Origin of the sequence: Delftia lacustris, from assembly GCF_040267515.1 — a bacterium.
GTDB lineage: Bacteria > Pseudomonadota > Gammaproteobacteria > Burkholderiales > Burkholderiaceae_C > Comamonas > Comamonas tsuruhatensis.
The window spans coordinates 1,002,254-1,025,293 of sequence record NZ_CP141274.1; the positions used below are offsets into that span (position 1 = coordinate 1,002,254).

General features: G+C 69.1%; 23 protein-coding genes. 10 read left to right on the forward strand and 13 right to left on the reverse strand.

What is annotated here, in order from left to right:
* Window positions 1-49: 49 nt before the first annotated feature.
* The 5 genes from U6958_RS06055 (at window position 50) to U6958_RS06075 (ending at window position 5,154) form a co-directional block, all read left to right on the forward strand.
* Window positions 50-1,285 (forward strand): alpha-hydroxy acid oxidase, encoded by a 1,236-nt coding sequence (locus tag U6958_RS06055; protein WP_074922403.1) that lies wholly within the window; start codon window positions 50-52, stop codon window positions 1,283-1,285.
* Window positions 1,286-1,356: 71 nt separating this feature from the next.
* Window positions 1,357-2,034 carry an RraA family protein gene (locus tag U6958_RS06060; RefSeq protein WP_034400240.1) on the forward strand — a complete coding sequence of 226 codons (678 nt, stop codon included), beginning with the start codon at window positions 1,357-1,359 and terminating at the stop codon, window positions 2,032-2,034.
* Window positions 2,034-3,086, forward strand: coding sequence for a hydroxyacid dehydrogenase (locus U6958_RS06065; protein WP_074922402.1), 1,053 nt, complete (start codon window positions 2,034-2,036; stop codon window positions 3,084-3,086). Before U6958_RS06060 ends, U6958_RS06065 begins: the two co-directional genes overlap by 1 nt.
* 65 nt (window positions 3,087-3,151) lie before the next feature.
* Window positions 3,152-4,153 carry a tripartite tricarboxylate transporter substrate binding protein gene (locus U6958_RS06070; protein ID WP_074922401.1) on the forward strand — a complete coding sequence of 334 codons (1,002 nt, stop codon included), beginning with the start codon at window positions 3,152-3,154 and terminating at the stop codon, window positions 4,151-4,153.
* Between the two features lie 44 nt (window positions 4,154-4,197).
* Window positions 4,198-5,154 carry a tripartite tricarboxylate transporter substrate binding protein gene (locus tag U6958_RS06075; RefSeq protein ID WP_063328434.1) on the forward strand — a complete coding sequence of 319 codons (957 nt, stop codon included), beginning with the start codon at window positions 4,198-4,200 and terminating at the stop codon, window positions 5,152-5,154.
* A gap of 88 nt (window positions 5,155-5,242) precedes the next feature.
* Here U6958_RS06075 and U6958_RS06080 read toward each other — a convergent pair whose 3' ends face one another.
* Window positions 5,243-6,247, reverse strand: a complete 1,005-nt coding sequence (locus U6958_RS06080; RefSeq protein ID WP_223275305.1) for a fimbrial protein — start codon at window positions 6,245-6,247, stop codon at window positions 5,243-5,245.
* Between the two features lie 100 nt (window positions 6,248-6,347).
* On the opposite strand from U6958_RS06080, the gene U6958_RS06085 reads away from it, so the two are divergent.
* Window positions 6,348-6,566 carry a hypothetical protein gene (locus tag U6958_RS06085; protein ID WP_074922400.1) on the forward strand — a complete coding sequence of 73 codons (219 nt, stop codon included), beginning with the start codon at window positions 6,348-6,350 and terminating at the stop codon, window positions 6,564-6,566.
* A gap of 9 nt (window positions 6,567-6,575) precedes the next feature.
* Here U6958_RS06085 and U6958_RS06090 read toward each other — a convergent pair whose 3' ends face one another.
* The 8 genes from U6958_RS06090 to U6958_RS06125 all read right to left on the reverse strand — a co-directional run bounded on the left by U6958_RS06090 (window position 6,576) and on the right by U6958_RS06125 (window position 14,058).
* Window positions 6,576-8,483 (reverse strand): family 2A encapsulin nanocompartment cargo protein cysteine desulfurase, encoded by a 1,908-nt coding sequence (locus U6958_RS06090; RefSeq protein WP_074922399.1) that lies wholly within the window; start codon window positions 8,481-8,483, stop codon window positions 6,576-6,578.
* 12 nt (window positions 8,484-8,495) lie between these two features.
* A complete protein-coding gene (locus tag U6958_RS06095; RefSeq protein WP_074922398.1) occupies window positions 8,496-9,428 on the reverse strand; it encodes a family 2A encapsulin nanocompartment shell protein in 933 nt (310 codons plus the stop codon).
* A gap of 83 nt (window positions 9,429-9,511) precedes the next feature.
* Window positions 9,512-9,784, reverse strand: a complete 273-nt coding sequence (locus tag U6958_RS06100) for a helix-turn-helix transcriptional regulator (protein ID WP_012207587.1) — start codon at window positions 9,782-9,784, stop codon at window positions 9,512-9,514.
* A complete protein-coding gene (gene epsC / locus U6958_RS06105) occupies window positions 9,781-10,695 on the reverse strand; it encodes a serine O-acetyltransferase EpsC (RefSeq protein WP_013800567.1) in 915 nt (304 codons plus the stop codon). Before epsC ends, U6958_RS06100 begins: the two co-directional genes overlap by 4 nt.
* 12 nt (window positions 10,696-10,707) lie before the next feature.
* Entirely contained in the window at window positions 10,708-11,187 is a 480-nt protein-coding gene (locus U6958_RS06110) for a rhodanese-like domain-containing protein (protein WP_034363355.1), read from the reverse strand.
* A gap of 149 nt (window positions 11,188-11,336) precedes the next feature.
* Window positions 11,337-12,707: an Nramp family divalent metal transporter gene (locus U6958_RS06115; RefSeq protein ID WP_074922397.1), complete on the reverse strand. Its 1,371-nt coding sequence runs from the start codon at window positions 12,705-12,707 to the stop codon at window positions 11,337-11,339.
* A gap of 45 nt (window positions 12,708-12,752) precedes the next feature.
* Window positions 12,753-12,995: a hypothetical protein gene (locus tag U6958_RS06120; RefSeq protein ID WP_074922396.1), complete on the reverse strand. Its 243-nt coding sequence runs from the start codon at window positions 12,993-12,995 to the stop codon at window positions 12,753-12,755.
* Between the two features lie 91 nt (window positions 12,996-13,086).
* A complete protein-coding gene (locus tag U6958_RS06125; RefSeq protein WP_016450780.1) occupies window positions 13,087-14,058 on the reverse strand; it encodes a ferritin-like domain-containing protein in 972 nt (323 codons plus the stop codon).
* Window positions 14,059-14,369: 311 nt separating this feature from the next.
* Here U6958_RS06125 and U6958_RS06130 point away from each other — a divergent pair, with 311 nt between their 5' ends.
* Window positions 14,370-14,933: a fasciclin domain-containing protein gene (locus U6958_RS06130; protein ID WP_043791000.1), complete on the forward strand. Its 564-nt coding sequence runs from the start codon at window positions 14,370-14,372 to the stop codon at window positions 14,931-14,933.
* Window positions 14,934-14,974: 41 nt separating this feature from the next.
* On the opposite strand, the gene U6958_RS06135 is transcribed toward U6958_RS06130, so the two are convergent.
* On the reverse strand, window positions 14,975-15,541 hold the full coding sequence (locus U6958_RS06135) for a helix-turn-helix domain-containing protein (protein WP_074922395.1): 567 nt from the start codon (window positions 15,539-15,541) through the stop codon (window positions 14,975-14,977).
* A gap of 162 nt (window positions 15,542-15,703) precedes the next feature.
* Here U6958_RS06135 and U6958_RS06140 point away from each other — a divergent pair, with 162 nt between their 5' ends.
* Window positions 15,704-16,510 carry an SDR family oxidoreductase gene (locus U6958_RS06140; RefSeq protein ID WP_074922394.1) on the forward strand — a complete coding sequence of 269 codons (807 nt, stop codon included), beginning with the start codon at window positions 15,704-15,706 and terminating at the stop codon, window positions 16,508-16,510.
* Between the two features lie 61 nt (window positions 16,511-16,571).
* Window positions 16,572-16,988 carry a tautomerase family protein gene (locus tag U6958_RS06145; RefSeq protein ID WP_013800576.1) on the forward strand — a complete coding sequence of 139 codons (417 nt, stop codon included), beginning with the start codon at window positions 16,572-16,574 and terminating at the stop codon, window positions 16,986-16,988.
* Between the two features lie 15 nt (window positions 16,989-17,003).
* Here the strand turns inward: U6958_RS06145 and U6958_RS06150 are convergent, their stop codons facing one another.
* Window positions 17,004-17,993 (reverse strand): tripartite tricarboxylate transporter substrate binding protein, encoded by a 990-nt coding sequence (locus tag U6958_RS06150; RefSeq protein WP_016450776.1) that lies wholly within the window; start codon window positions 17,991-17,993, stop codon window positions 17,004-17,006.
* A 223-nt stretch (window positions 17,994-18,216) separates the two neighbouring features.
* On the opposite strand from U6958_RS06150, the gene U6958_RS06155 reads away from it, so the two are divergent.
* Window positions 18,217-20,427 (forward strand): rhodanese-like domain-containing protein, encoded by a 2,211-nt coding sequence (locus tag U6958_RS06155; protein WP_074922393.1) that lies wholly within the window; start codon window positions 18,217-18,219, stop codon window positions 20,425-20,427.
* 719 nt (window positions 20,428-21,146) lie between these two features.
* On the opposite strand, the gene metC is transcribed toward U6958_RS06155, so the two are convergent.
* Window positions 21,147-22,370: a cystathionine beta-lyase gene (gene metC, locus U6958_RS06160; RefSeq protein ID WP_016454426.1), complete on the reverse strand. Its 1,224-nt coding sequence runs from the start codon at window positions 22,368-22,370 to the stop codon at window positions 21,147-21,149.
* Window positions 22,367-23,038, reverse strand: a complete 672-nt coding sequence (locus tag U6958_RS06165; RefSeq protein WP_074923796.1) for a cysteine dioxygenase family protein — start codon at window positions 23,036-23,038, stop codon at window positions 22,367-22,369. Before U6958_RS06165 ends, metC begins: the two co-directional genes overlap by 4 nt.
* Between the last annotated feature and the right edge of the window lie 2 nt (window positions 23,039-23,040).

Consider the following 23,040-nt stretch of genomic DNA (forward strand, 5'->3'; position numbering starts at 1 on the left):
TATTTATTTCGCTTTTCTTTGCAGGTTGGCGCTTCTACATTGGCCGGCAATGCCTGCCAACACCGTCCCCTCCACCACCGCTCCTGCAGCCGCTGCACCAGCCCCTGCCCGGCCGCCGCGCCGCCTGCGCCAGGTGCTGTCGCTCGATGATTTCGAGCGGCTGGCGCGGCGCCATCTGCCGCGCCCCATCCATGCCTACATCAGCGGCGCGGTGGAGGACAACGCCTCGCTGGCGGACAACCGCCGCGCCTTTGCCGAGCTGGCCTTCGTGCCGCGCGCGCTGGTGGGCGTGGCGCAGCGCGACCCCTCCTTCGAGCTGTTCGGGCGCCGCTACGGCGCGCCCTTCGGCGTGGCGCCCATGGGCATTGCCGCGCTTTCGGCCTACCGGGGCGACCTGGTGCTGGCCCAGGCCGCACAGCACGCGGGCGTGCCGGCCATCATGAGCGGCTCCTCGCTGATCCGGCTGGAGGAGGTGATGGCGGCCGCGCCCCACACTTGGTTCCAGGCCTACCTGCCGGGTGACCAGGGCCAGATCGATGCGCTGCTGGACCGCGTGGCCGCCGCCGGCGTGCAGACCCTGGTGATCACGGTGGACACGCCCGTGGCCGCCAACCGCGAGAACAATGTGCGCGCCGGTTTCTCCACGCCGCTGCGGCCCGGGCCGGGCCTGGCCTGGCAGGGCATCAGCCATCCGCGCTGGCTGTTCGGCAGCTTTCTCAAGACCCTGTGGCGCCACGGCATGCCGCATTTCGAGAACAACTATGCGCACCGGGGCGCGCCCATCCTGTCGGCCAGCGTGATGCGCGACTTCTCGGACCGCTCCCACCTGGCCTGGCCGCATCTGGCCGCCATCCGCCAGCGCTGGCAGGGGCAGCTCGTGGTCAAGGGCATTCTTTCGGCCGCAGACGCCGTGCTGGCGCGCGATCACGGCGCCGACGGCCTCATCGTCTCCAACCACGGCGGGCGCCAGCTCGACGGCGCCGTGGCACCGCTGCGCGTGCTGCCCGGCATCGTGCGCGCCGTGCCCGGCCTGCCGGTGATGCTGGACAGCGGCGTGCGCCGGGGCACCGATGTGCTCAAGGCCCTGGCCCTGGGCGCGCGCTGCGTGTTCGTGGGCCGGCCCTTCAACTACGCGGCCTCGGTGGCCGGGCCGGCGGGCGTGGCCCACGCCATGGCCCTGCTGCGCGAGGAGGTGCTGCGCGACATGGCCATGCTGGGTGCCACGCGCCTGGACCAGGTCACGCCGGCCTGCGTGCGCCACGCGCAGGCCTGGGATGCGTTCTGAGCGGCAAGACAGCGGTATCGACACAGACAACAGACACAGACACGGACACGGACACAGACGGAGACACAGCAGTGAGCAAGATTCCCGGATTCCATATCCACGCCCGGCCCGAGGCCGCCCTTGGCGATGCGCTGCTGCAGCGCTATCGCGGCTTTCCGGTCGCCAATGTCAGCGACGCCATGAGCCGCACCACGGGCACCTCGGCGCTGCGGCCCTTTCACCGCCGCCAGGGGCCGCTGGTGGGCCGTGCGCTGACCGTGCGCACGCGGCCCGGCGACAACCTCATGGTGCACCAGGCCATCGACATCTGCGGCCCCGGCGACGTGATCGTGGTGGACGCGGGCGGCGCCGGGCCCAACGCCATCATTGGCGAGATCATGCTGGCGCTGATGATGGCGCGCGGCGCGGCCGGCATCGTCATCGACGGGCTGATCCGCGACAGCGACACCATCGGCCAGCATGAGCTGCCCGTGTATGCGCGCGGCGTCTCGCACCGCGGCCCCTACAAGGACGGCCCCGGCGAGCTGCATGTGCCCGTCAGCATCGACGGCATGGTCGTCCACCCGGGCGACCTGGTGCTGGGCGATGGCGACGGCCTGCTGGCCGTGCCCGCCGCCGAGGCCGCCGCCATTGCCGACCGCGTGGAGGCCATACAGCGCGACGAGGCCGACGTGCTTGCCGCCATTGCCGCAGGCCGCGCCGACCGCTCCTGGGTGGCGCGCACCCTGGCCGCCAAGGGGGTGCTGTGATGGACCGCCGCGTTGTCCGTTTCGACTACTGGCTGGATGCGGCCTTCGACCGCATCGTCTCGGCCGCGCCTGGCGTGCAACTGATCACCTGCCGGCGCGAGGGCGACGATGCCGCCGCCTGGCAGGCCCTGGCCGGCGCACAGGTCTACCAGATCACGGCAGCCAAGGACGAGCTGCCGCGCCACTGGTTCGCCACGGCGGACCTGCTGGCGCGCTGCCCCGATCTGCTGGCCGTGTCCTCCAGCGGCTCGGGCTGCGACACCATCGATATCGAGGCCTGCACGCGCGCCGGCGTGGCCGTGATGAACCAGTCGGGCGGCAATGCGGACTCGGTGGCCGAGATGGCCATCGGGCTGATGCTGTCCGTGCTGCGCCGCATCAACGAATCCGACCGCCTGCTGCGCGCCCCTGCCCGGGGCTTCAGCCGCGAGGACGTGATGGGCCACGAGCTGCGAGGCCGCACCCTGGGCCTGGTCGGCGTGGGCGAGGCCGGCAGCCGCGTCGCGGCCCTGGGCCGGGCCTTCGGCATGCAGGTGATCGGCTGCGACCCGGCCTACGACGCAGCCGGCCTGGCGGCGCGCGGGGCCGAGGCCGTCGGCTTCGACGAACTGCTGCAGCGCGCTGACATCGTCTCCCTGCACTGCCCGCGCGATGCCTCCACGCTGGGGCTCATGAACGCCGCTGCCTTTGCGGCCATGAAGCCGGGCGCCGTTTTCGTGAGCACGGCGCGCGGCGGCATCCATGACGAGGCCGCCCTGCACGCCGCCCTGGCCAGCGGCCACCTGGCCGGCGCCGGGCTCGATGTCTGGGACCAGGAGCCGCCGCCCGCCTCCCATCCGCTGCTGGCCCTGCCCCAGGTGGTGGCCACCTTCCACACCGCCGGTGTCACGCACGAGGCCCGGCGCAACAACGCCGAGCTGGCCGCCACCCAGATCGTGCAGTTGCTGGCCGACGGCCAGCGGCCCGCGCGCCTGGTCAATCCCGAGGTCTGGCCGCATGCGCGCGAGCGCATCGCCCGGGCCTTGGACCCGTCCCGTTCCCCGTCCCGTTAGCCGCTTCCCTCACCATGACTACAAAGCCTCTCAGACCACTGCAAGAGGCGACCCAGGAGACAAAGATGACACAGCAAGCAAGGCGCGCATTGTGCGCAGGCCTGGCCGCCGCCTGCATGGCGCTGCCGGCCCTGGCCCAGGCTCAGACCCAGACTCAGGGCGAGGTCCCCTATCCCTCGCGCAACATCGAGATGATCGTGGCCTACGGGCCCGGCGGCGGCACCGACCTGGTGGCGCGGCTGCTGGCCCGCCATCTGGAAAAGAAGCTGGGCGGCAGCGTGGTCGTGCTCAACCGCCCCGGCGCGGGCGGCGGCATCGGCTTTGGCGAACTGGCGCGGGCCAAGCCGGACGGCTACACCATCGGCTTCATCAACACGCCCAACGTGCTGACCATCCCCATCGAGCGCAAGAGCAGCTTCCACTGGAGCCAGTACGACCTGCTGGGCAACCTGGTGGACGACCCGGGCGGCTTCGCCATCCACAACAGCAACGCCATCACCACGCTGGCCGGCCTGGCCGCCTACGCCCGGGCCAACCCCGGCGCCGTGACCGTGGGCACCACGGGCACGGGCTCGGACGACCACCTGGCCATGCTGCTGTTCGCCAAGGCCACCGGCACGCAGCTCACCCATGTGCCCTACAAGGGCGCGGGCGAGGTGCGCGCCGCCGCCACGGGCCAGCAGATCACCATCGGCGCCATCAACGTGGGCGAGGTGCTGGCCTACCAGAAGGGCGGCACTCCCATCCGCCTGCTGGGCCAGATGTCGGCCGCGCGCAGCTCGCTGGCGCCCCAGGTGCCTACGTTCAAGGAGCAGGGCATCGATATCGAGCTGGCCTCCCTGCGCGGCCTGGCCGCGCCCAAGGGCTTGCCCGAAGGCGTGCGCAAAAAGCTGGTCGATGCCGTGGCCACCATCGCGGCCGACCCGCAGTTCAGGCAGCAGGCCGAGGCCATGTACGCGCCGCTGCGCTATCTGGCGCCGCCCGCCTACGCGGCCGAACTGGAGCGCACCGAGGCCGGCTTTCGCAAGCTCTGGACCGAGATGCCCTGGCAGGACGGCAAGCCCTGAAGGCCCTGGCCATGCAAACCTTTGAATGGACAAGGACAACTGCCATGACCCCTCTGTCGCGCCGCAGCCTGGCTGCGCTCACCCTGTGCACACTTGCCCTGCCCGCGCTGGCGCAAGGCCCCATCACCCTCATCGTGGGCTGGCCTGCGGGCGGCCCTTCCGACAACGTGGCGCGGCTGGCGGCCACGCGCATGAGCGAGGCCCTGGGCCAGCCCATCACCATCGACAACCGGGCCGGCGCGGGCGGCAACCTGGGCAGCGACGCGGCAGCCCGCGCAAGGCCCGATGGCAACACCATCATGCTGGCCACCGTGGCCTCGCACGGCCTGAACTCCGCGCTCTACGCCAAGCTCAACCACGACCCGCTCAAGGACTTCGCGCCCATCGGCATGATCACCACCTCGCCCAGCGTGCTGCTGGTGCCCGTGGCCTCGCCGCTGCGCTCGGTCAACGATCTGCTGGAGGCGGCGCGTGCCAGGCCGGGCCAGCTCAACTACGGCTCGGGCGGCGTGGGCTCCAGCCAGCACCTGGCAGGCGCCAGCTTCAAGCAGCTCACGGGCGTGGATGTCACCCACATCCCCTACAAGGGCACGGCCCCGGCCATGACCGACCTGATGGCGGGCCGCGTGGACTTCGTGCTCACCACGGGCGCCATCCCCTTCATCCGCTCGGGCAAGCTGCGCGCCCTGGCCGTGGCCTCACGCCAGCGCCTGCCGGCCCTGCCCGATGTGCCCACCTTCGAGGAAGCAGGCGTCAAGGGCTTCTACACCGACTCCTGGTACGGGCTGGTTGCCCCGGCCGGCACGCCGCGTGCGGCGCTGGAGCGCCTGAACGGCGCACTGGCCACGGCGCTGCGCAATCCCGAGGTGCAAAAGCAGTTCATCGACCAAGGCTCGCTGCCCGTCAAGCCCATGGGCGTGGACGCGTTCTGGCGCTTCGTGCGCGAGCAGATGCCCGTGGCGGCCGAGCAGGTGCGGGTGTCGGGCGCCAGGGCCGAGTGAGCGCAGCCGGGTGCGGCAGCGCAGGATCGGCACGGGCGCCTGCACAGCCGCAATGCAGCCAGCGTGTCACTGGCAGGTCACTGGCAGGTCACTGGTAGTTGAGCGTGAAGGTGGCCCGTCCGTTGGCCAGGCCTGTGGTGACGGAGGGCTGGGTCTGGACATAGCGCGCCGTCAATGGAATCACGTGGTTGCTGGTGTTTGGGGTGATGGTGCCCGCCTGCCACTGGTTGGGATTGCCGAAGTTGGCGGAGTCCTCGCCGTAGCTGATGACCTTGTCGCTGCTGCGGATCTGGATGCCGATGCCGGCAGCCCCTCCGGTCACCGTCAGCACATCGGAGCGGTTGGCGGCATCGTTGGCATCCGTGAGCGTGACGAACGGGCGCAGGGTGGAATTGGCTTCGCCCCCGGTGCATATCAGTTCCAGATCGAATGGCTGGGGCGCGGAGGTAGCGCCTATCCCGTTGAACAGTGACCTGTTGATTCGCTGAAGGTTCACGGCGATGTTGCTCGTCTTCACCCGGCAACTGGCGCCTGTGCGCACCACGGTGCTGCCGGTCGCCTTCACGATCCAGTTATTGCAAAGGCTATTGCAGTCAAACCGGGCGGATGAATAGCTGCTGACGCTGAAAGTGCCCGATTGAACGGCGCCTGTCTTGATGAGTTGCATCCATATGGTTTGCTCATGTACATCATTCCTTAGCCATCCCGTGGCTCCTGCATTGTTGGACGTAGTGGTGATGGACATGGTTTTGCCATTGGGGAAATTCCTGGCTTTCCATATGGCACGCCAACGGATTCCTATTCCGCGCAAAGATGTGGAGTAGATATCGCCGTCCAGCGTAGTGGCGTTCATGATTTGGGGCCATATTTCTGAAGATGGCCCCGAAAGCACACTGTAGGAAATTGTGTCGAGGGTGGATTTGACCATGGGCGATTCCCATAGCACTGATCCATTCATGATATTTCCTGCGGGAACGTTGATGATTTCCGGTAATTGGATGGTGGACGACGCCGGGGTAAATATGCCTCCATAAATGGAGCTTACAGAAAAGCAAAGCGTTGCCGTAATGAGAAAATATCTGATTTTTTTCATATGAATGAAACCGGAAACGATGCAGGAGAGTTTGATGGGCGCGCTCCAAAGTCTATTCCTATGATTGATGGAAATCCATAGGATCATTCTGATATTGGCAATGCTTTTTCATGACTCCAATGCCGTGTTCCGTCCGCTGCCGTGGCGCGGCATGGCCACCGGGTCCGGCCTGCGGCACACCGGGCGCAAGCGGCGCCAACGACGTGGGCGGCCGCCTGGGCACGGCCGCCTGGGCATGGCCGCCTGGGCATGGCCGCCTGGGCATGGCCGCCTGGGCATGGGCGCCACGGGCGACGCCTTTGCAAGACGCCTGGGCTGAGCCGGTGGCTCAACCCCGCCTGCGCGCCGCCAGCCCCTGCACCACGGCCGCCAGCCGGTCGATTTCCTCGGTGGTGTTGTAGAAGGCCAGCGAGGGCCGCACGGTGGTCTCCACGCCGAAGCGCCGCAGGATGGGCTGGGCGCAGTGGTGGCCGGTGCGCACGGCGATGCCTTCGGCGTTGAGCGCCTCGCCCACCTCGGCCGTGGTCCAGCCCTTGAGCACGAAGGACAGTACGCTGGCCTTGTCGGCCGCCGTGCCGATCAGGCGCAGGCCGGGGATGGGCGCCAGCGCCTGCGTGCCGTACTGCAGCAGATCGTGCTCGTAGCGCGCGATGCGCTCCATGCCCAGGGCCTGCACGTAGTCGATGGCGGCGCCCAGGCCCACGGCGTCGGCAATGTTGCCGGTGCCGGCCTCGAAGGTGTTGGGCAGGGGCTGGTAGACGGTTTTCTCGAAGGTCACGTCGGCAATCATGTTGCCGCCGCCCTGCCAGGGCGGCATGTCCTCCAGCACCTCGCGCCGTCCCCAGACCACGCCGATGCCCGTGGGGCCGAAGACCTTGTGGCCCGAGAACACGAAGAAGTCCGCACCGATGGCCTGCACGTCCACGGCCATGTGCGAGACCGACTGCGCGCCATCGACCAGGGCCCGGGCGCCCGCCTGGTGGGCCAGCTCCACGATCTGCTGCACGGGCACGACCGTGCCCAGCGCGTTGGAGACCTGGGTGACGGAGACGATCTTGGTGCGCGGGTTCAGCAGCCTGCGGTATTCATCGATGAGCACCTGGCCCGAGTCGTCCACCGGGATCACGCGGATCTTCGCGCCCTTGGCGGCCGCCAGCTGCTGCCAGGGCACGATGTTGGCGTGGTGCTCCAGGTGGGAGACGATGATCTCGTCGCCCTCGCCCACATGCTGCCAGCCCCAGCTCTTGGCCACGAGGTTGATGGCCTCGGTGGTGCCGCGCACGAAGATGACCTCGTTCACGTCGGGCGCGTTGATGAAGCGGCGCACGCTCTCGCGCGCGCCCTCGTAGGCGTCGGTGGCGCGGGCAGCGAGTTCATGGGCTGCGCGGTGGATGTTGGAATTCTCGTGTTCGTAGAAGTGGCGAATGCGCTCTATCACCGCGCGCGGCTTGTGCGTGGTGGCCGCGTTGTCCAGCCAGGCCAGGGGCCGGCCGTTGACGCGCTCGGACAGGATGGGAAAGTCCCGGCGCACGGCATGCACGTCGAAGGGCGCCTGCACGCCGGCCGCTCCATGCCTTGCCCCGTGCGAAGCCTGCTGGCGCTGCAGCGGATGGGCCGGCGTGGTGTAGCCGGCGGGCAGCACCACGGGATCGACAAAGTAAAAGCGCGGCTCGGCCGAAGGCACGGCGGACGCAATGCCGGGCCCTTCGGTGGGCACGCCGATGCGCGGCACGGCGGGTGACGCAGGTGCCGCAGGTGCAGCAGGTGCCGTGAACGGGAGCGCGGCCAGCGCATCCAGCGGATCGCCCCGGCGCTGGGGCACGCCCAGCACCTGCGATCCCAGGCGCGGCTCGTAGGCGGGCAGGGCGCTCACGACATGGTCGGGCACGCCGTTGCCGGCCTGGGCATGGGGCAGCAGCGCGGGCGCGCGGTGGGCCAGCGAAGCCAGCGGCGCGGGCGAGGCCGGCAGCAGGTTGCTGCCCGGCGCCAGGCCCTGCGGGATGGGCGTGCCCGGCACGCCGGGGCCCAGGCCCGCGGGGCTGGCCAGCGGCGAGCCGGGCGGCGCCACGTTCACGGGGGCCTGCACGCCAGCAGGCAGGCCGGGAAGACCCGGAAGACCCTGCAGGGCAGGAGCCGATCCCGGTGCGGCGGAGAACAGGGCGTTGGCCATGCGCGCCAGCGCCTCGGGGTCGAAGGGCGCCTGGGGCGCCACGGAGGTGATTGCAGACACGGTCAACGCCCGGCCTCTTTACTTGTAGGTGTCGGGATAGTCGTGGTACTTGCCGATCTCGACATCGTCGAGCACGGCCAGCGCGTCGGGCGTGAGCACGGCCAGCGAGCAGTACAGCGAGATCAGGTAGGACGCGATGGCATGGTTGTTGATGCCCATGAAGCGCACCGACAGGCCCGGGCTTTGCTCGCCCGGCAGGCCGGGCTGGTACAGGCCGACCACGCCCTGGCGCTTGTCGCCCACGCGCAGCAGCAGGATCTTGCTCTTGCCATCGGCCACGGGCACCTTGTCCGAGGGGATCAGCGGAATGCCGCGCCAGGTGATGAACTGCGAGCCGAACAGGCTGACCGTGGGCGGCGGCGTGCCGCGGCGCGTGGCCTCGCGGCCGAAGGCGGCAATGGCCAGCGGATGGGTCAGGAAGAAGGCGGGCTCCTTCCAGACCTTGGTCAGCAGCTCGTCCAGGTCGTCGGGCGTGGGCGCGCCGGTCAGCGGGAAGATGCGCTGCTCGTCCGTGACCTGGGCCAGCAGGCCGTAGTCGGGGTTGTTGATCAGCTCGCTTTCCTGGTTCTCCTTGATGGTCTCGATGGTCAGGCGCAGCTGTTCCTTGATCTGGTCATGCGGGCTGCTGTAGAGGTCGGAGATGCGCGTGTGCACATCCAGGATGGTGGAGACGGCGTTGAGGAAGTACTCGCGCGGCTGCTCCTCGTAGTCCACATAGGTGCGCGGCAGCTGGTTGTCTTCCTGCTTGGCCGTGCAGGTGACCTTGATGGCCTCCGGGTTCTTGACGCGGTTGAGGCGGTAGATGCCCGCCTCCACCGGCGACCATTGCAGCAGGGGCGTCAGCCAGCGCGGGCTGATGGTCGAAAGCTGGGGAACGGTTTTGGTTGCGTTGGCCAGTTGCCGCGCGGCGTTGTCGCCTAGCGCGGTCGTGCCGCCCACTGTTGCCGACATGTGCAGACTCCGTGATCAGTTCAGGAAAAAGGGAAGGGGAAGGAGGGAAAACAGGGCCAGTGTCCCGGCCCGCGCACATGTCTTCAACATGCTATAGCCGCCAAGCGCAGGCCGCGCACCAGCTGGTCGTGGGCCACGGTCTCGCCGCGCATGACCAGGGCCGAGGGCTGCACGCCCAGCGAGACGGCCAGCTTCTCCACGGTCAGCAGCGAGGCGATGACGCGGCCGCGCTCTATCTCTCCCACGTAGGAGCGGTTCAGGTCCGAGTGCTCGGCCAGCCGCTCCTGCGACCAGCCATGGGCCTCGCGCGCCTGGCGCACGGCAATGCCGAAGCTGGTGACAAGACGGGTGCTCATAGGGCCACCTCCCGGGGCTGCTGCGCGTGCTCGCGCGCATGGGCCTGGGTGACATGGGCGCCGGGCGGCACGTCCTCGGTCACCCAGACATTGCCGCCGATGACGGCGCCGCGCCCCAGCGTGACGCGGCCCAGGATGGTGGCGCCCGCGTAGATGACCACGTCGTCCTCCACCACCGGATGGCGCGCCAGGCCCTTGCGCAGGTGGCCGTGCTCATCGGTGGGAAAGCGCTTGGCGCCCAGGGTGACGGCCTGGTACAGCCGCACGCGCTCGCCGATCACGGCGGTCTCGCCGATCACCACGCCCGTGCCGTGGTCCATGAAAAAGCCCCGCCCGATCTTCGCGCCCGGGTGGATGTCGATGCCCGTCTGCGCATGCGACAGCTCGGCCACGATGCGCGCCAGCAGCGGCTGCTCCAGCAGGTACAGCTGGTGGGCCAGGCGGTGGTGGATCATGGCCAGCACGCCCGGATAGCACAGCAGCACCTCGTCCACGCTGCGCGCGGCGGGATCGCCCTGGAAGGCGGCCAGCACGTCGCTGTCGAGCAGGCGGCGGATCTGGGGCAGGGACTCGGCAAAGGCGCGGGCGATGTCCAGCGCCATGGCATCGGCGCCCGCTGCCGTGTGGGGCGCGGACAGCCGCAGCTCCAGCCGTATCTGGCCCAGCAGCGCATGCAGGGCCGAGTCCAGCTGGTGCGCCACGAAGATGTCCTCGCTTTCCTGGCGCAGGTCGTGCGGGCCCAGGCGCATGGGAAACAGGGCTGCCTTGAGCTGGTCGATGAGGGTGGAAAGCGCGTCGCGCGAGGGAAACTCGCGCGCCCCGGGCTCCTGGGTGCGGCCGTGCGCCTCGCGCCATTCGCGGCGCGCCGCATGCAGGTTCTGGGTGAGTCCGGCAATGTCGAAACTGGCCATCTGCGTGCTCCTTCAGTCTTGAATCCAGGGCAGGCCGTGGAAGCGCCAGCCGTCGTTTTTGCCGCGCTGCTGACGCGCGTCGATCTCGCCCTCGAAGCCTTCGAGCACGTTGAACACATGGGCGAACCCGGCCTGGGCGGCCGCCTGGGCCGCCAGCACCGAGCGCTTGCCGCTGCGGCACAGCAGCAGGGCCACGGCCTCCTTGCCGCCGTGCGGGGCCAGGCGCGCTTCCAGCTCGCGGGCAAAGCGCGGGTTGCGCGTCAGCGCCGTGCCCGTGGCCCAGGGCACGTGCAGGGTGCCGGGCACCTGGCCGACGAACTTGCGTTCCTCGGCCGTGCGCACATCGACCAGCACGGCCTGGCCGGCCTGCACCAGCGCCCAGGCCACGGGCGGGCGCACGCCGCCTGCGTGGCCCAGCCCCTGTGCGCGGGCGTGGTCCTGTGCCTCCTGCAGCGCCCGGGGCAAGGCGGTTTCCAAAGTGAGGGCTGTCATGTCGTCGTCCTTGCGGAGAGTTCGCGGGTTGGTGGCTATGGGCACCAATCTAAGAACTTCGCGGCAAGCCACCAACGAACAAGAGCGGCGTTTGATAGAAGCAAAACGTCTATGAAGGCGCCGCGCGGCGCCATGCCCGGTTCGGGTGATCAGGCCGTCAGCACCCGCTGCAGCATCCACAGGTTCAGCGACACCACCAGGGCCGCGCAGCCCCACAGCACTGCCGACATCCTTGGGCCAAAGGCCAGCTCGCCCAGCGTCTTGCGCCGCGTGGTGAACAGCAGCAGCGGCACGATGGCAAACGGCAATTGCAGGCTCAGCACCACCTGGCTGAACACCAGCAGGGCGCTGGCGCCGGTGCTGCCGAACCAGGCGGTGGCCACCACGGCGGGCACGATGGCGATGCAGCGCGTCAGCAGGGCGCGCAGCGCGGGCGACAGGCGGATCTGCAAGAAGCCTTCCATCACGATCTGCCCGGCCAGCGTGCCCGTGACCGAAGAACTCAGCCCCGAGGCCAGCAGCGCCACGCCGAACACCGCGCTGGCGATGCCCACGCCCAGCAGCGGCGACAGCAGGTGGTAGGCGTCCGACAGCTCGGTCACCGGCGCCTGGCCGGGCCGGTTGAACGCGCCGGCCGCCACCACCAGGATGGCGGCGTTCACGAACAGCGCCAGCCCCAGCGCCACCGTGGAGTCCAGCGTGGCCAGGCGGATGGCCTGGCGCGTGCCCTGGAGCGTGGTGTCATGCCGGCGTGTCTGCACGATGGACGAATGCAGGTAGAGGTTGTGCGGCATCACCGTGGCCCCCACGATGCCCACGGCCAGGTACAGCATCTGCGGATCGGCCACGATCTCCATGCCCGGCAGCAGCCCGCGCAGCACGGCCGCCACGGGCGGCTGCAGCCACACCAGCTGGGCGGCAAAGCACAGGCCGATCAATGCCACCAGGGCGATCACCACCGATTCCAGGCAGCGAAAGCCCCGGCTTTGCAGCGCCAGGATCAGCATCACATCCACCACCGTGATGCACACGCCGGCCAGCAGCGGCAGGCCGAACAGCAGGTTCAGGCCGATGGCCATGCCCAGCACCTCGGCCAGGTTGCAGGCCACGATGGCGATCTCGCAGAAGAACCACAGCACCAGGTTGATGCGCGGTGAAAACTGCGCGCGGCAGGCCTGGGCCAGGTCCCGCCCGCTGGCCAGGCCCAGGCGCACGGCCGCCGCCTGGAACAGCATGGCCATCAGGTTGGAGGCAAAGATCACCGCCAGCAGCGAGTAGCCGAACTGCGAGCCGCCCGCGATGGAGGTGGCCCAGTTGCCCGGGTCCATGTAGCCCACGGCCACCATGTAGCCGGGCCCGGCAAACGCCAGCACGCGGCGCGCGTTGTCCGAGCGGCTGTCGCCGCGCGGCACGGCAATGCTGCGATGCACCTGCGGCAGGCTGGGCGTGCCCGGGTGGCCGTTGTCCGGCTCGATGGCGCCGAAGCGGCCCTGTTCAGCCGCAAGCACGGTGTCGTTCATGGGGGCCTTTCCGCCGGCTGGGGCACACGGTTGCAGGGGGGATGCCTATCGAGCGGTCGGCACCAGGCCGCTGGCGGGCGCAATGGCTGCGGCGGCGGGTGCGGCATCGGTGCCTGCGCCGCGCCACAGCGCCACGAGATCTGCGGTCACGATGACCGCGCCGGCCAGCAGAATCAGGCTGCCCACGCAGCGGCGCGCCACGGTGGCAGGTTTCAGGCGCCGCGGCGTGCGGCCCGGCGTGCTGGCCGGCGTGCGGGGGGCGGATGAGGAAGGCAGAAGGGACATCATGGCAACTCCTTGGCAGGGGAACGCTTGTCTCGGGCCAGCCCCGGGGAAGCCCGCCTGCCCCGGCCGGTGCGGGGCAGGCGGGCGGTCCGCGTCAGGCGTAGGCGCTGCTCATCACCAGCGAGCCGTTCACGCCGGACGGGAAGAACCCGCCCTTGGTCGCCGTGTCCTTGGTCAGGTACACGATGTTCAGCACGTCGCCCGGCGAGCGGCTGTAGGCGATGCCGTTGGCATCCAGCGGCACGATGTTGGACGTGGTGGCGTCCCCCGTGATGCCCTGGTCCACGTCGGTGGAGCCATCCAGGCTGTCGCGCGCATCCGAGATGGCGCCGGCCGCCGTGCGCAGCGCGGGCGTGGCCAGTCCCTTGGCGTAAAGCACCGTGCGCACCAGACCTGCGTGGTAGGCCTCGGCGGCCAGGATGCCGGCGGCTGCCTCCAGATAGGTCTTGTTGGTGATCAGCGGCGATGCGCCCTTGTAGGCGGTGACGCCCACGTCCTCGAAGATGAAGGCCCCCAGCAGGAAGTTCTCGTCACTCGCATAGGGATCGAAGGCCGTGCCCGCGCCCACCAGCCCGGCCGCTCGCGCGGCCACCGAGAAGGCGCCGTTCGGGTCGGTTCCGCCGATGTCGATCTGCGGCTGCGCCACTGCGGCCGAACCCAGCGCCGCGCGCAGGAAGGCCACGTGGGCGATCTCGTCCTGGGCGATCTCCTTGGCGTACTGCGCCACCACGGGGTCCTTGAAGGCCACGGCACGGCCACCCGTGATGGCGCCCTGCGTGCCCACGCCCGACTGCAGGTTGGCGGGCAGGCCGGTGCCGAACACCGCGTAGTGATAGAACTGCGACTCCAGATACTCCAGGTTGAGGGCGAAGTTCAGGATCTCCGCATCTGTGGGTCCGTTGGCCTGCGCATTCGCATCGCCCCCGCCACCGCCGCAGGCGGACAGGATCACCCCGCCCGCCATGCCCACGGCCACGCCGCTGGTCTTGCGGAAGAACTGGCGCCTGTCCTCCAGCTTCTTGGCACGTTTTTGCAAAACCCCTATCAACACTGATTCGTCGGACATGATGGTTCCTCTCGGTTCGCGGCAGGCGCGAACGGTCAACGTGAAGAATGCGCCTCCGGCCGAAAGCACACGGGTGTGGCGAAAGCGCGTTCCACTGAAGAGGTGGCCACCTGCTCCAGGGGAATGGGATGCGTCCCCGCTATCCGGCAGTACGCAGGCCGCGCAGGTCTGGATGTGCCGCAATTGAAAGTGGTTGTAACTTTTTGTGTTTGACGTCGATCGCCGTTTTTTTTGAATCCAGACCCCGCTGCGCTGCGTATCCAGATCAGCCGGAATCGTTCGGCTTGTCATCAACCCGCTAGGAGCATTCCATGGTCTCGATTCAAAACACCCGCAAGCTGGCCTCGTTCGGCCTGGCCATCGTGATGTCGGCAGCCTCCGTGGCCGCCATGGCCGATGTGATGGTGGGCGGTGCACCCATGCTGCCGTCCAAGGACATCATCGACAACGCCGTCAACTCCAAGGACCACACCACCCTGGTCGCAGCCGTCAAGGCGGCGGGCCTGGTCGATACGCTCAAGGGCCCGGGTCCGTTCACCGTGTTCGCGCCCACCAATGCCGCCTTCGAGGCCCTGCCCGCAGGCACGGTGGACACCCTGCTCAAGCCCGAGAACAAGGGCACGCTGACCACGGTGCTGACCTACCACGTGGTGTCCGGCAAGTGGGATGCAGCGGCGCTGTCCAAGATGATCAAGGACGGCAAGGGCATGGCCAGCATCAAGACCGTCAGCGGCGGCACGCTGGTGGCCAAGTCCAGCGGCTCCAAGATCATGCTGACCGATGAAAAGGGCGGCATGGCCACGGTGACCATCCCCGACGTCTACCAGTCCAACGGCGTGATCCACGTGATCGACAAGGTGCTGCTGCCCAAGTGAGCGGCACAGGCAGCGAGCGGGCCGGCCACTGACCTCCGTGGTCAGTGGCCCGAGCCTTGCGCCTTCGCCATGCGCCTTGCGGGCGCAACGCCGCAAGCCGCTGCCGGCGTCCTGGCCTGCGCGGCCAGCTTGGACAGCCGCCAGCGCGTCAGGTCGTCCGCGCCGGGGCCGGCCTCCACGCGCAGCTCGGAAAAGGGCACGCTCTGGCCCGACTCCTCCTCCACCAGCGCCAGCCGCAGGGGCGTGCCCGACTGCGCACGCACAAAGCGCATGGGCGGCTGCGCTTCTTGCTGCAGGCGCCACCGGTCGCCGACCTGGGCCAGCGCCTGGATCACCAGGGACAGGTCGCGGCCCTTGGGCGTGAGCAGGTACTCGTAGCGGTCCGGGCCGCTTTGGTAGAGGCGGCGCTCGACCAGGCCGGACTGCTCCAGCTGGCGCAGGCGGTCGGTCAGCGTGGCGTTGGTGATGTCCGTGGACTTTCTCAGGTCGTCATAGCGGCTCAGGCCCAGCATCAGGTCGCGCAGCACCAGCATGGCCCAGCGGTCGCCTACGGCCTCCAGCGTGGTGGCGATCGAGCAGGCCATGCCCTCGAAGCTCTTGGATCGCATGGAATTCCTCGTTGTCTGTTCGCGTTGTCGCAGGCCTGGAGTGTCTCAGCAAAACGCAAGCCCGGTCCGCAAAGGTGGATTGCGTGCTTGTAGCTCTAATGATTGAAGTTTATAGTTGAAGTCACTTTCAACCACCGCTTGATCCAAGCAAGGACTTCTCCCATGAGCACGCATCAAGGCACTGCCATCGTCACTGGCGCCTCCTCCGGCATCGGCGCCGTCTATGCCGATCGCCTGGCCGCACGCGGACATGACCTGATCCTGGTCGCGCGCCGCCTGGACCGGCTGCAGGCGCTGGCACAGCGCCTGCGCGACGACCATGGCCGCCAGGTCGAGGTGGTGGCCGCCGACCTGGCCGACGCCGCCGGCCTGCAGCGTGTGGAGGCCCTGTTCGATGGGCAGCGCGACATAGCCATGCTGGTCAACTGCGCCGGCCTGGGCGCCCTGGGTCCGGCGGCCCAGGTGGATGCGCGCGAAGTCGACCGCCTGGTCATGGTCAACATCCATGCGCTGACGCGGCTGTCGCTGGCGGCAGCGCGGCTGTTCGCCACGCGCGGCCGGGGCACGCTGATCAACATCGGCTCCATCCTGGCCCTGATGCCCTTGCCGGGCGCCTCCAGCTACAGCGCCTCCAAGGCCTATGTGCTGAGCTTCACGCGCTCGCTGCAGGCCGAGCTGGCACCCAGCGGCGTCACCGTGCAGGCCGTGATGCCCAGCCTGGTGCGCTCGGAGTTCTTCGGGGGCAAGCCTTCTCCTTTTCCCGAGCACCTGTTCATGTCGCCCGAGACCCTGGTGGACACGGCCCTGGCGGCGCTGGACCAGGGCGAGGCCATCTGCTTTCCCACGCTGGGCAGCACGACCGCCTGGCTGGACTTTGACCAATCGCGCGCCAATCTCGTCAAGGCGTTGACGCTCAGCGGCGTGCCGGCGGCGCGCTACCAGGCTGCGGATGCAGGCCAGCCGGCCTGACGGCCGCGCTGCGTCGCCACCCCGGATTCCCGTACTCCTCTTTTTGCCCCCGGAGAAAGCCATGCCCCTGTGGAAGATCTACCACCCCGAAAACGCCTTCAGCGATGAAGACAAACAGGCCATCGCCCAGCGCATCACGGCCGTCTACGGCGACCTGCCGCGCTTTTACGTGGGCGTGGTGTTCGAGGCCGTGGCGCGCACCTCGTTCTTCATCGGCGGCGAGCCTGCCGACGATTTCGTGCGCATCTCCGTGGACCACATCGCGCGGCAGATCCGCGACGAGGAGACCAAGACACGGTTCCTCGAAGGCGTGCGGCGGCAGCTGTCCCCCTTCATTGCCGACCGTGGCCTGCGCTGGGAGATGCATGTGGACGAGACGCCCTTCAGCCTGTGGAGCATCCAGGGCCTGCGCCCGCCCGTGCCGGGCACGCCCGAGGGGGAGAAGTGGCGCCTGGACAATCGGCCCTCTCCCCTCTGAGGACCTGCCTGCACCTCAGCGCAGCGACAGCCCCGCCGACTGGATCGCGCGGGCGTAGCGCGGGCGCTCGCTTTGCAGGCTCTGGCCCAGGTCGGCTGGGGAGCCGCCCGCCACCTTGAAGCCCATGTGCTCCAGCTGCGCGCGCACATCGGGCGCCTGCAGCACGGTCTGCAGGTCGCGGTTGATCTTGGCGACGATGGGCGCGGGCGTGCCGGCCGGCGCGAAGTAGCCCTGCCAGCTTTCCACCGAGAAGCCGGGCACGCCGGCCTCGGCCATGGTGGGCACCTGGGGCAGGGCGTCGGAGCGGTAGGGCGTGGTCACCGCCAGGGCGCGCAGCTTGCCGGCGCGCACGTACTCGGTCACGGCGGCCAGCGTGATCAGCGTGGCGTCGGTATGGCCGCCCAGCACGTCCAGCGCGGCCGGGCCACCGCCCGGGTAGGGGATGTAGTTGACCTTGGCGCCCGTCTCCTGCGTGAGGATTTCATGCGCCACATGGGCAATGCCGCCATTGCCGGGCAGGCCCAGGCTGATGCTCTGCGGCTTGGCCTTGGCGCGGGCCAGGTAGTCGCCCAGCGTGTTCAGGCCCGTGCCGGGGTTGACCACCAGCACCTGCGGATTGACCACGGCCTTGATGATGGGCGTGAAGGCCTTTTGCGTGTCGTAGGGCAACTGGGCAAACAGCAGGCCGTTGAGCGTGAGGCCCTCGCCCTGCTGCAGCAGGGTGTAGCCGTCGGGCGCCGCCTTGGCCACCTTGGCCGCGCCGATGGTGCCGCTGGCCCCGGCCACGTTTTCCACCACCACCGACTGGCCCCACAGCGCGGCCAGCTTGTCGGCCAGCGTGCGCGTGAGCTTGTCGGCGCTGCCCCCGGGCGCCACGGGCACGATGATGCGCACCGGCTTGTTCGGAAAGCTGTCGGCCGAGGCCAGGGCCGCCGGCGCGTGCAGGGCCAGGGCGGAGAACAGGGGAAGCAGCAGTGCGCGCAGCGCAGACGGGGTGCGGATCATGGGAGTGCCGGAGTGCAGAGAGTCGATGCCCGCAGTCTGGGAGGCTCCTGGCGCGGCGTGAACTAAGCATTGCGGCTATGCATATGCGGCTGCCGCACAACGTGCGTCACGCTTGCGCGCGCAGTGCCCAAAGCTCATATCCATATCTGCAATGCGTCGTTGGCGCCAGGGCGGGAGAGGCCTAACTTCGTGTCCTCCCGCGAACGTCCTCCCAGGCACTCCCATGACACAGACCCATCTCTCCATCGACTTCAGCGGCAGCGACGTGGCCAGCCGCCGCGCAGCCGCCATCACCGGCTTCATCGCCACGGCCCGGCGCCTGCTCCCCGATCCCGAGCGGGCCACGCCCGAGCAACTGCAGGCCGTGGCCCGCGAGCTGGAGGCGCTGGGCCTGCAGCGCGAACTGTTCCCGCACGCGCACTTCCCCGTCTCGGCCAGCAACCCGGCCCAGGTCTACCGGCTCAGCGAAGACCTGGGCGGGCGCTATGCGCTGTACCTTTCCACCGGCCTGCCGGGCAAGTCCCAGCCGCCGCATGACCACACCACCTGGGCCATCATCGCGGGCGTCGAAGGCGTGGAGCGCAACGTGTTCTTCACACGCGGCAAGACCGACGACCCGCTGCGCGACACCCTGGCGGTGGGCCGCAGCGTCGATGTGGGCAGCGGAACCTCGGTGGTGCTCACGCCCACCGACGTGCACACCATCGAGCTGATCGGCGAGGAACCCGGCCTGCACCTGCACTTCTACGGGCGCGGCCTGGAGCGCATGCCCGAGCGCGTGGTCTTCGAGAGCCTGGAGGGCGGCAGCTTCCGCACCTTCGGCCCGCCCAAGTCCATTCGCCATGCGCTGGTCACGCCCGCCGCGCTCCGGCAGGCCCTGGCCGACGGCGAGGAAATCGCCGTGCTCGACGTGCGCGAGGCCGGTGTCTTCGCACACCGCCATATCCTGTTCGCGGCGCCCGCCCCGGCCTGGCGGCTGGAGCAGCTCATCGACCGCCTGGTCCCGCGCCGCGGCACGCGCATCGTGCTGGTGGATGGCGACGGCTCCCTGGCCCATGAGGCTGCGGCCAAGCTCGTGCGCCTGGGCTGGCCCAATGTCTCCGTGCTCGAAGGCGGCACCGAAGGCTGGGCGGCCGAGGGGCTGGAAATCTTCAGCGGCACCAACGTGCCCAGCAAGGCCTTCGGCGAAATCATCGAGCATGAAAAGCACACGCCCTGGATCACCTCGGACGAGCTGGGCGCGCGCGTGCAGCGCGGCGACAACATCGTCGTCGTCGACAGCCGCACGCCCGAGGAATTCGCGGCCTTCAGCCTGCCCTTTGCGCTCAGCGTGCCGGGGGCCGAACTGGTCTACCGCATCGGCGAAATCGCCCCGGACCCGCAAACCCTGGTCGTCGTCAACTGCGCGGGCCGCACGCGCTCCATCGTGGGCGCACAGACCCTGATCGACGCCGGCATCCCCAACCAGGTCGTCTCGCTGCGCAACGGCACCATGGACTGGCTGCTCACCGGCCGCAGGCTGGCCCATGGCCGCCGCACCCCGCTGCCCGAGCCCGGCGCCGTCGCCCTGGCCACCGCCCGCGAGCGCGCAGCCAGCGTGGCACAGCGCGCGGGCGTGCAATCCATTGATGCGGCCGAACTGGCCCGCTTCGAGTCCGAAGCCACCGAACGCACGCTCTACCGCTTCGACGTGCGCACCCGCGAGGAATACCAGGCCGGTCACCTGCCCGGCTGGCGCTGGGCGCCGGGCGGCCAGCTCGTGCAGGCCACCGACGAATACGCGGCCACGCGCGGCGCACGCATCGTGCTGGCCGACTGGGACGGCGTGCGCGCCCTCACCACCGGCGCCTGGCTGGCCCAACTGGGCTGGGAAGTCTTCACCTACGTTCCGCCCACGCTGGCCACCCTGGAAACCGGCGCCGAACCCGTGCGCGTGCTCGCCTCCCACGCGCCTGCGCCCCAGCTGTCCGTGCAGCAGGCGCAGGAGCTGCTGGGCGAAGGCCGTGCCATCGTCTTCGACGTGGACAGCCGGCCCGCCTTCGAGAAGCAGCACATCGCCGGTGCGCGCTTTGCCGTGCCTGATCGTCTGCCCTCCTTCGTGCAGGCCCTGCCGCCAGCGCAGGTGGTGGTGCTCACCTCGCCGGACGGCGTGCTGGCGCGCAGCGTGGCGGCCGAACTGGCGGCGCGCACCGGGCGCGATGTGCGCTCCGTCGTTGGCGGCACTTCTGCCTGGGCTGCTGCCGGGCTGCCGCTGGGGCAGGGGGATGCGGATGTGCTGACGGGGGATGATGATCAGTGGTACAGCCCTTATGCGCATCGGGATCTGGGGTTGAGGGATGCGGGGTTTCGGGCTTATCTGGATTGGGAGTTGGGGTTGGTTGAGCAGTTGGAGAGGGATGGGTGGGCTTCTGAGATTCGGCTGGTGCCTGTCTGAGTTGCTTTTTTTGTCCCTGCCGGGTGGTTGTTTTTCGAGGCCGGGTCTCGGCCCGGCAGCCGACTCCCTTTCTTATCGCGCGATAAGAAAGGAAGCAAAGAAGCGCGCCCCGCACTGCCCACGACCCCTTCGCTTCGCTACGGGGCGACCTGCGTTGGGCGGGATGCGGGGTGCGCCGTGAAACTCGTTACGCGCTGCGCGCTTCACTCAAACATCACGGCGAGCTAGACAACGAAGCAAGCCTGTCCTTCGGCAGGCTTGCCACCCCGCATCCCGCCCAACGCAGGCGTGGACAGAAGGGGGGGAGGCTGGGGAACAGCCAACAGCCAACAGCCAACAGCCAACAGCCAACAGCCGGCGCCATCACTGCGTTCGGCTTCAAACCAGGGGCCGAGCGAAGCGAAGGCCCGGGCAAACTCCCCGTATGTCAGCGCCTGCGGCGTGGTGGTTGCGGGGTGGCAGTCCTGCCGAAGGACAGGACTGCTTCGTGATCTGACTTGCCGTGATGTTTGAACGTAGCGCGCAGCGCGAAGAGAGTTTCACGGCGAACCCCGCAACCGCCACGACGCAGGTTGCCCCGCAGCGAAGCGAAGGGGTCGCGGACATTCGGGTCGCCTTCTTTGATCTGACCTTTCTTGGCGAATCAAGAAAGGGCAGTCGGCTGCCGGGCCGAGACCCGGCCTCTGTCGCCAGAGGCGCGACAGAGTCAAAAAGGAAGCTCAGGCAGCCAACCTGAACCGCTCCACCACCCCCCCAAACCCCCTCTCCAGATCCGCAATCAGATCCAAAGGATCCTCCAGCCCCACATGCAGCCGCACCACAGGCGCAGTCCCCGTCCACACACTGTGCTCCCGCAACCGCTCAGGCTGCGCCACCAGGGCCAGGCTCTCGTACCCACCCCAGGAAGCCCCCTGTGCAAACTGCCGCAACGAGTCAACGAACACGGCGCCGGCACCGGCGTCCACCCCTTCGGCAAACGCGAATGACACCAGCCCGCTGGCCCCGCTGAAGTCCCGCTTCCACAGCGCATGGCCGGGATCGGAGGGCAGGGCCGGGTAGAAGACGCGGCCGACCTGGGGCTGCTGCTCCAGCCACTGGGCGATTTCGGTGGCGTGGCGCTGGTGCTGGGCCAGGCGCACGGGCAGGGTGCGAAGGCCGCGCAGGGCCAGGTAGGCGTCGTCGGCGCCTATGGTCAGGCCCAGGGCCTCGTAGGCGGTGGATATCTTCTTCGACAGCGCGGGGCCGTCGGTGATGACGATGCCCTGCATCACGTCGGAGTGGCCGGCGATGTACTTGGTCGCGGCCTGGATGGAGAGGTTGGCGCCGTGCTCCAGGGGCTGGTAGAACCAGCCGCCGCTCCAGGTGTTGTCGGTGGCCACGGCAATGCCGTGCTGGCGCGCCACGGCGGCCAGGGCGGGCAGGTCCAGCACCTCGTAGAGCAGGGAGCTGGGCGATTCCAGGTAGACCAGGCGGGTGTTGGGGCGGATCTTGCCGGCCAGATCGTCGCGCGAGGGCGAGAAGTACTCCAGCGTGATGCCCAGGCGCTGCAGCAAGGTGGCGTCCACGCGGCGCACGGGAGAGTAGACGCTGTCGGCCACCAGGGCATGGTCGCCGGGCGAGAGCAGGGCGATGAGCACCAGGGTGATGGCGGACAGGCCCGAGGGCGTGAGAAAGGCGCGGTGCCCGCCCTCCAGCGCGACCACGGCGTCTTCCAGCGCGCGGTGCGTGTCCAGGCCGTGGCGGCCGTAGGAGGCCACGCGCTCGCCGGCCTCGCGGCGGTGGTGCAGGTCGGCGTAGGCGGCGCTGTCGGCAAAGCGCACGGTGCTGGTGCGCACCACGGGCACGTTGACGGGGCCGGAGCCGCCCTGCAGCGGCGGCGTGCCTGCGTGCAGCAGGCGGGTCGACGGGCCCAGGGGCCGTTGCTTGTCTTGGGGGATGCTCATGCCACGGCCTCGCTGGGACGGAAGTAGGCGGCGTTGTAGTTCTTGACTTCGCCGGTGTCGGGGTCGATGGCCACGCGGCCGCTCAAGGTTTCCAGCGGTTGGCCGTAGAGATGGAAGTGCAGCGTGGGCTGCTCGCCCACGACGGCAATGCTGTGGATGTCATCGGGCAGGAAGGCGATGGAGGCGCCCGGCTGCACGGTGAATTCGCGCTCCAGGTGGATGCTGGCGCGTGCGGGGTCGCTGCGGTCGTCCGTGCGCTCGTAGAGGAGGTTGAGCTCCTGGCCTTCGACGGCAACGATCACGGCCCAGGTCGTGTGGTTGTGCGGCGCCGTGGTCTTGCCGGGGTTGATGGAGTTCAGGTACAGGGCCAGGCCCGCATCGCCATCGGCCGGGTTGAGGCGGTAGCGCGTGGAGGCGCCCACGCCTTCGGTCTGAGCGGGCGGGGGGAAGTCCGCGCGGCTGAACAAGGCCTTGTGCGCGGCCAGCTGCTCCAGGCGTGCGGTGATGGCCGACAGGGTGCTGCGGTCGGGCGCGCCGGCCTGCAGCAGCTGGCGCACGTCGGCCAGGGCGGCGTCCACGGCCTGGCGGCGCAGTGTGGTGGCGTCTGTATGGGTGCCTGTATCTGCGCTTGTGCCGGCCGGGGTTTCAGTCGTTGTTTCTGCGGTCATGG

What these genes read in the sequence shown, in the direction of transcription:
- U6958_RS06085 (WP_074922400.1), top strand. Translation starts at nt 6,348, where the DNA reads ATGCTTTTTCATGACTCCAATGCCGTGTTCCGTCCGCTGCCGTGGCGC.
- U6958_RS06055 (WP_074922403.1), top strand. Translation starts at nt 50, where the DNA reads ATGCCTGCCAACACCGTCCCCTCCACCACCGCTCCTGCAGCCGCTGCA.
- U6958_RS06070 (WP_074922401.1), top strand. Translation starts at nt 3,152, where the DNA reads ATGACACAGCAAGCAAGGCGCGCATTGTGCGCAGGCCTGGCCGCCGCC.
- U6958_RS06130 (WP_043791000.1), top strand. Translation starts at nt 14,370, where the DNA reads ATGGTCTCGATTCAAAACACCCGCAAGCTGGCCTCGTTCGGCCTGGCC.
- U6958_RS06125 (WP_016450780.1), bottom strand. Translation starts at nt 14,058, where the DNA reads ATGTCCGACGAATCAGTGTTGATAGGGGTTTTGCAAAAACGTGCCAAG.
- U6958_RS06100 (WP_012207587.1), bottom strand. Translation starts at nt 9,784, where the DNA reads ATGAGCACCCGTCTTGTCACCAGCTTCGGCATTGCCGTGCGCCAGGCG.
- U6958_RS06155 (WP_074922393.1), top strand. Translation starts at nt 18,217, where the DNA reads ATGACACAGACCCATCTCTCCATCGACTTCAGCGGCAGCGACGTGGCC.
- U6958_RS06120 (WP_074922396.1), bottom strand. Translation starts at nt 12,995, where the DNA reads ATGATGTCCCTTCTGCCTTCCTCATCCGCCCCCCGCACGCCGGCCAGC.
- U6958_RS06115 (WP_074922397.1), bottom strand. Translation starts at nt 12,707, where the DNA reads ATGAACGACACCGTGCTTGCGGCTGAACAGGGCCGCTTCGGCGCCATC.
- U6958_RS06110 (WP_034363355.1), bottom strand. Translation starts at nt 11,187, where the DNA reads ATGACAGCCCTCACTTTGGAAACCGCCTTGCCCCGGGCGCTGCAGGAG.
- U6958_RS06080 (WP_223275305.1), bottom strand. Translation starts at nt 6,247, where the DNA reads ATGAAAAAAATCAGATATTTTCTCATTACGGCAACGCTTTGCTTTTCT.
- U6958_RS06075 (WP_063328434.1), top strand. Translation starts at nt 4,198, where the DNA reads ATGACCCCTCTGTCGCGCCGCAGCCTGGCTGCGCTCACCCTGTGCACA.
- U6958_RS06140 (WP_074922394.1), top strand. Translation starts at nt 15,704, where the DNA reads ATGAGCACGCATCAAGGCACTGCCATCGTCACTGGCGCCTCCTCCGGC.
- U6958_RS06145 (WP_013800576.1), top strand. Translation starts at nt 16,572, where the DNA reads ATGCCCCTGTGGAAGATCTACCACCCCGAAAACGCCTTCAGCGATGAA.
- U6958_RS06065 (WP_074922402.1), top strand. Translation starts at nt 2,034, where the DNA reads ATGGACCGCCGCGTTGTCCGTTTCGACTACTGGCTGGATGCGGCCTTC.
- metC (WP_016454426.1), bottom strand. Translation starts at nt 22,370, where the DNA reads ATGAGCATCCCCCAAGACAAGCAACGGCCCCTGGGCCCGTCGACCCGC.
- U6958_RS06135 (WP_074922395.1), bottom strand. Translation starts at nt 15,541, where the DNA reads ATGCGATCCAAGAGCTTCGAGGGCATGGCCTGCTCGATCGCCACCACG.
- U6958_RS06095 (WP_074922398.1), bottom strand. Translation starts at nt 9,428, where the DNA reads ATGTCGGCAACAGTGGGCGGCACGACCGCGCTAGGCGACAACGCCGCG.
- U6958_RS06150 (WP_016450776.1), bottom strand. Translation starts at nt 17,993, where the DNA reads ATGATCCGCACCCCGTCTGCGCTGCGCGCACTGCTGCTTCCCCTGTTC.
- U6958_RS06165 (WP_074923796.1), bottom strand. Translation starts at nt 23,038, where the DNA reads ATGACCGCAGAAACAACGACTGAAACCCCGGCCGGCACAAGCGCAGAT.
- epsC (WP_013800567.1), bottom strand. Translation starts at nt 10,695, where the DNA reads ATGGCCAGTTTCGACATTGCCGGACTCACCCAGAACCTGCATGCGGCG.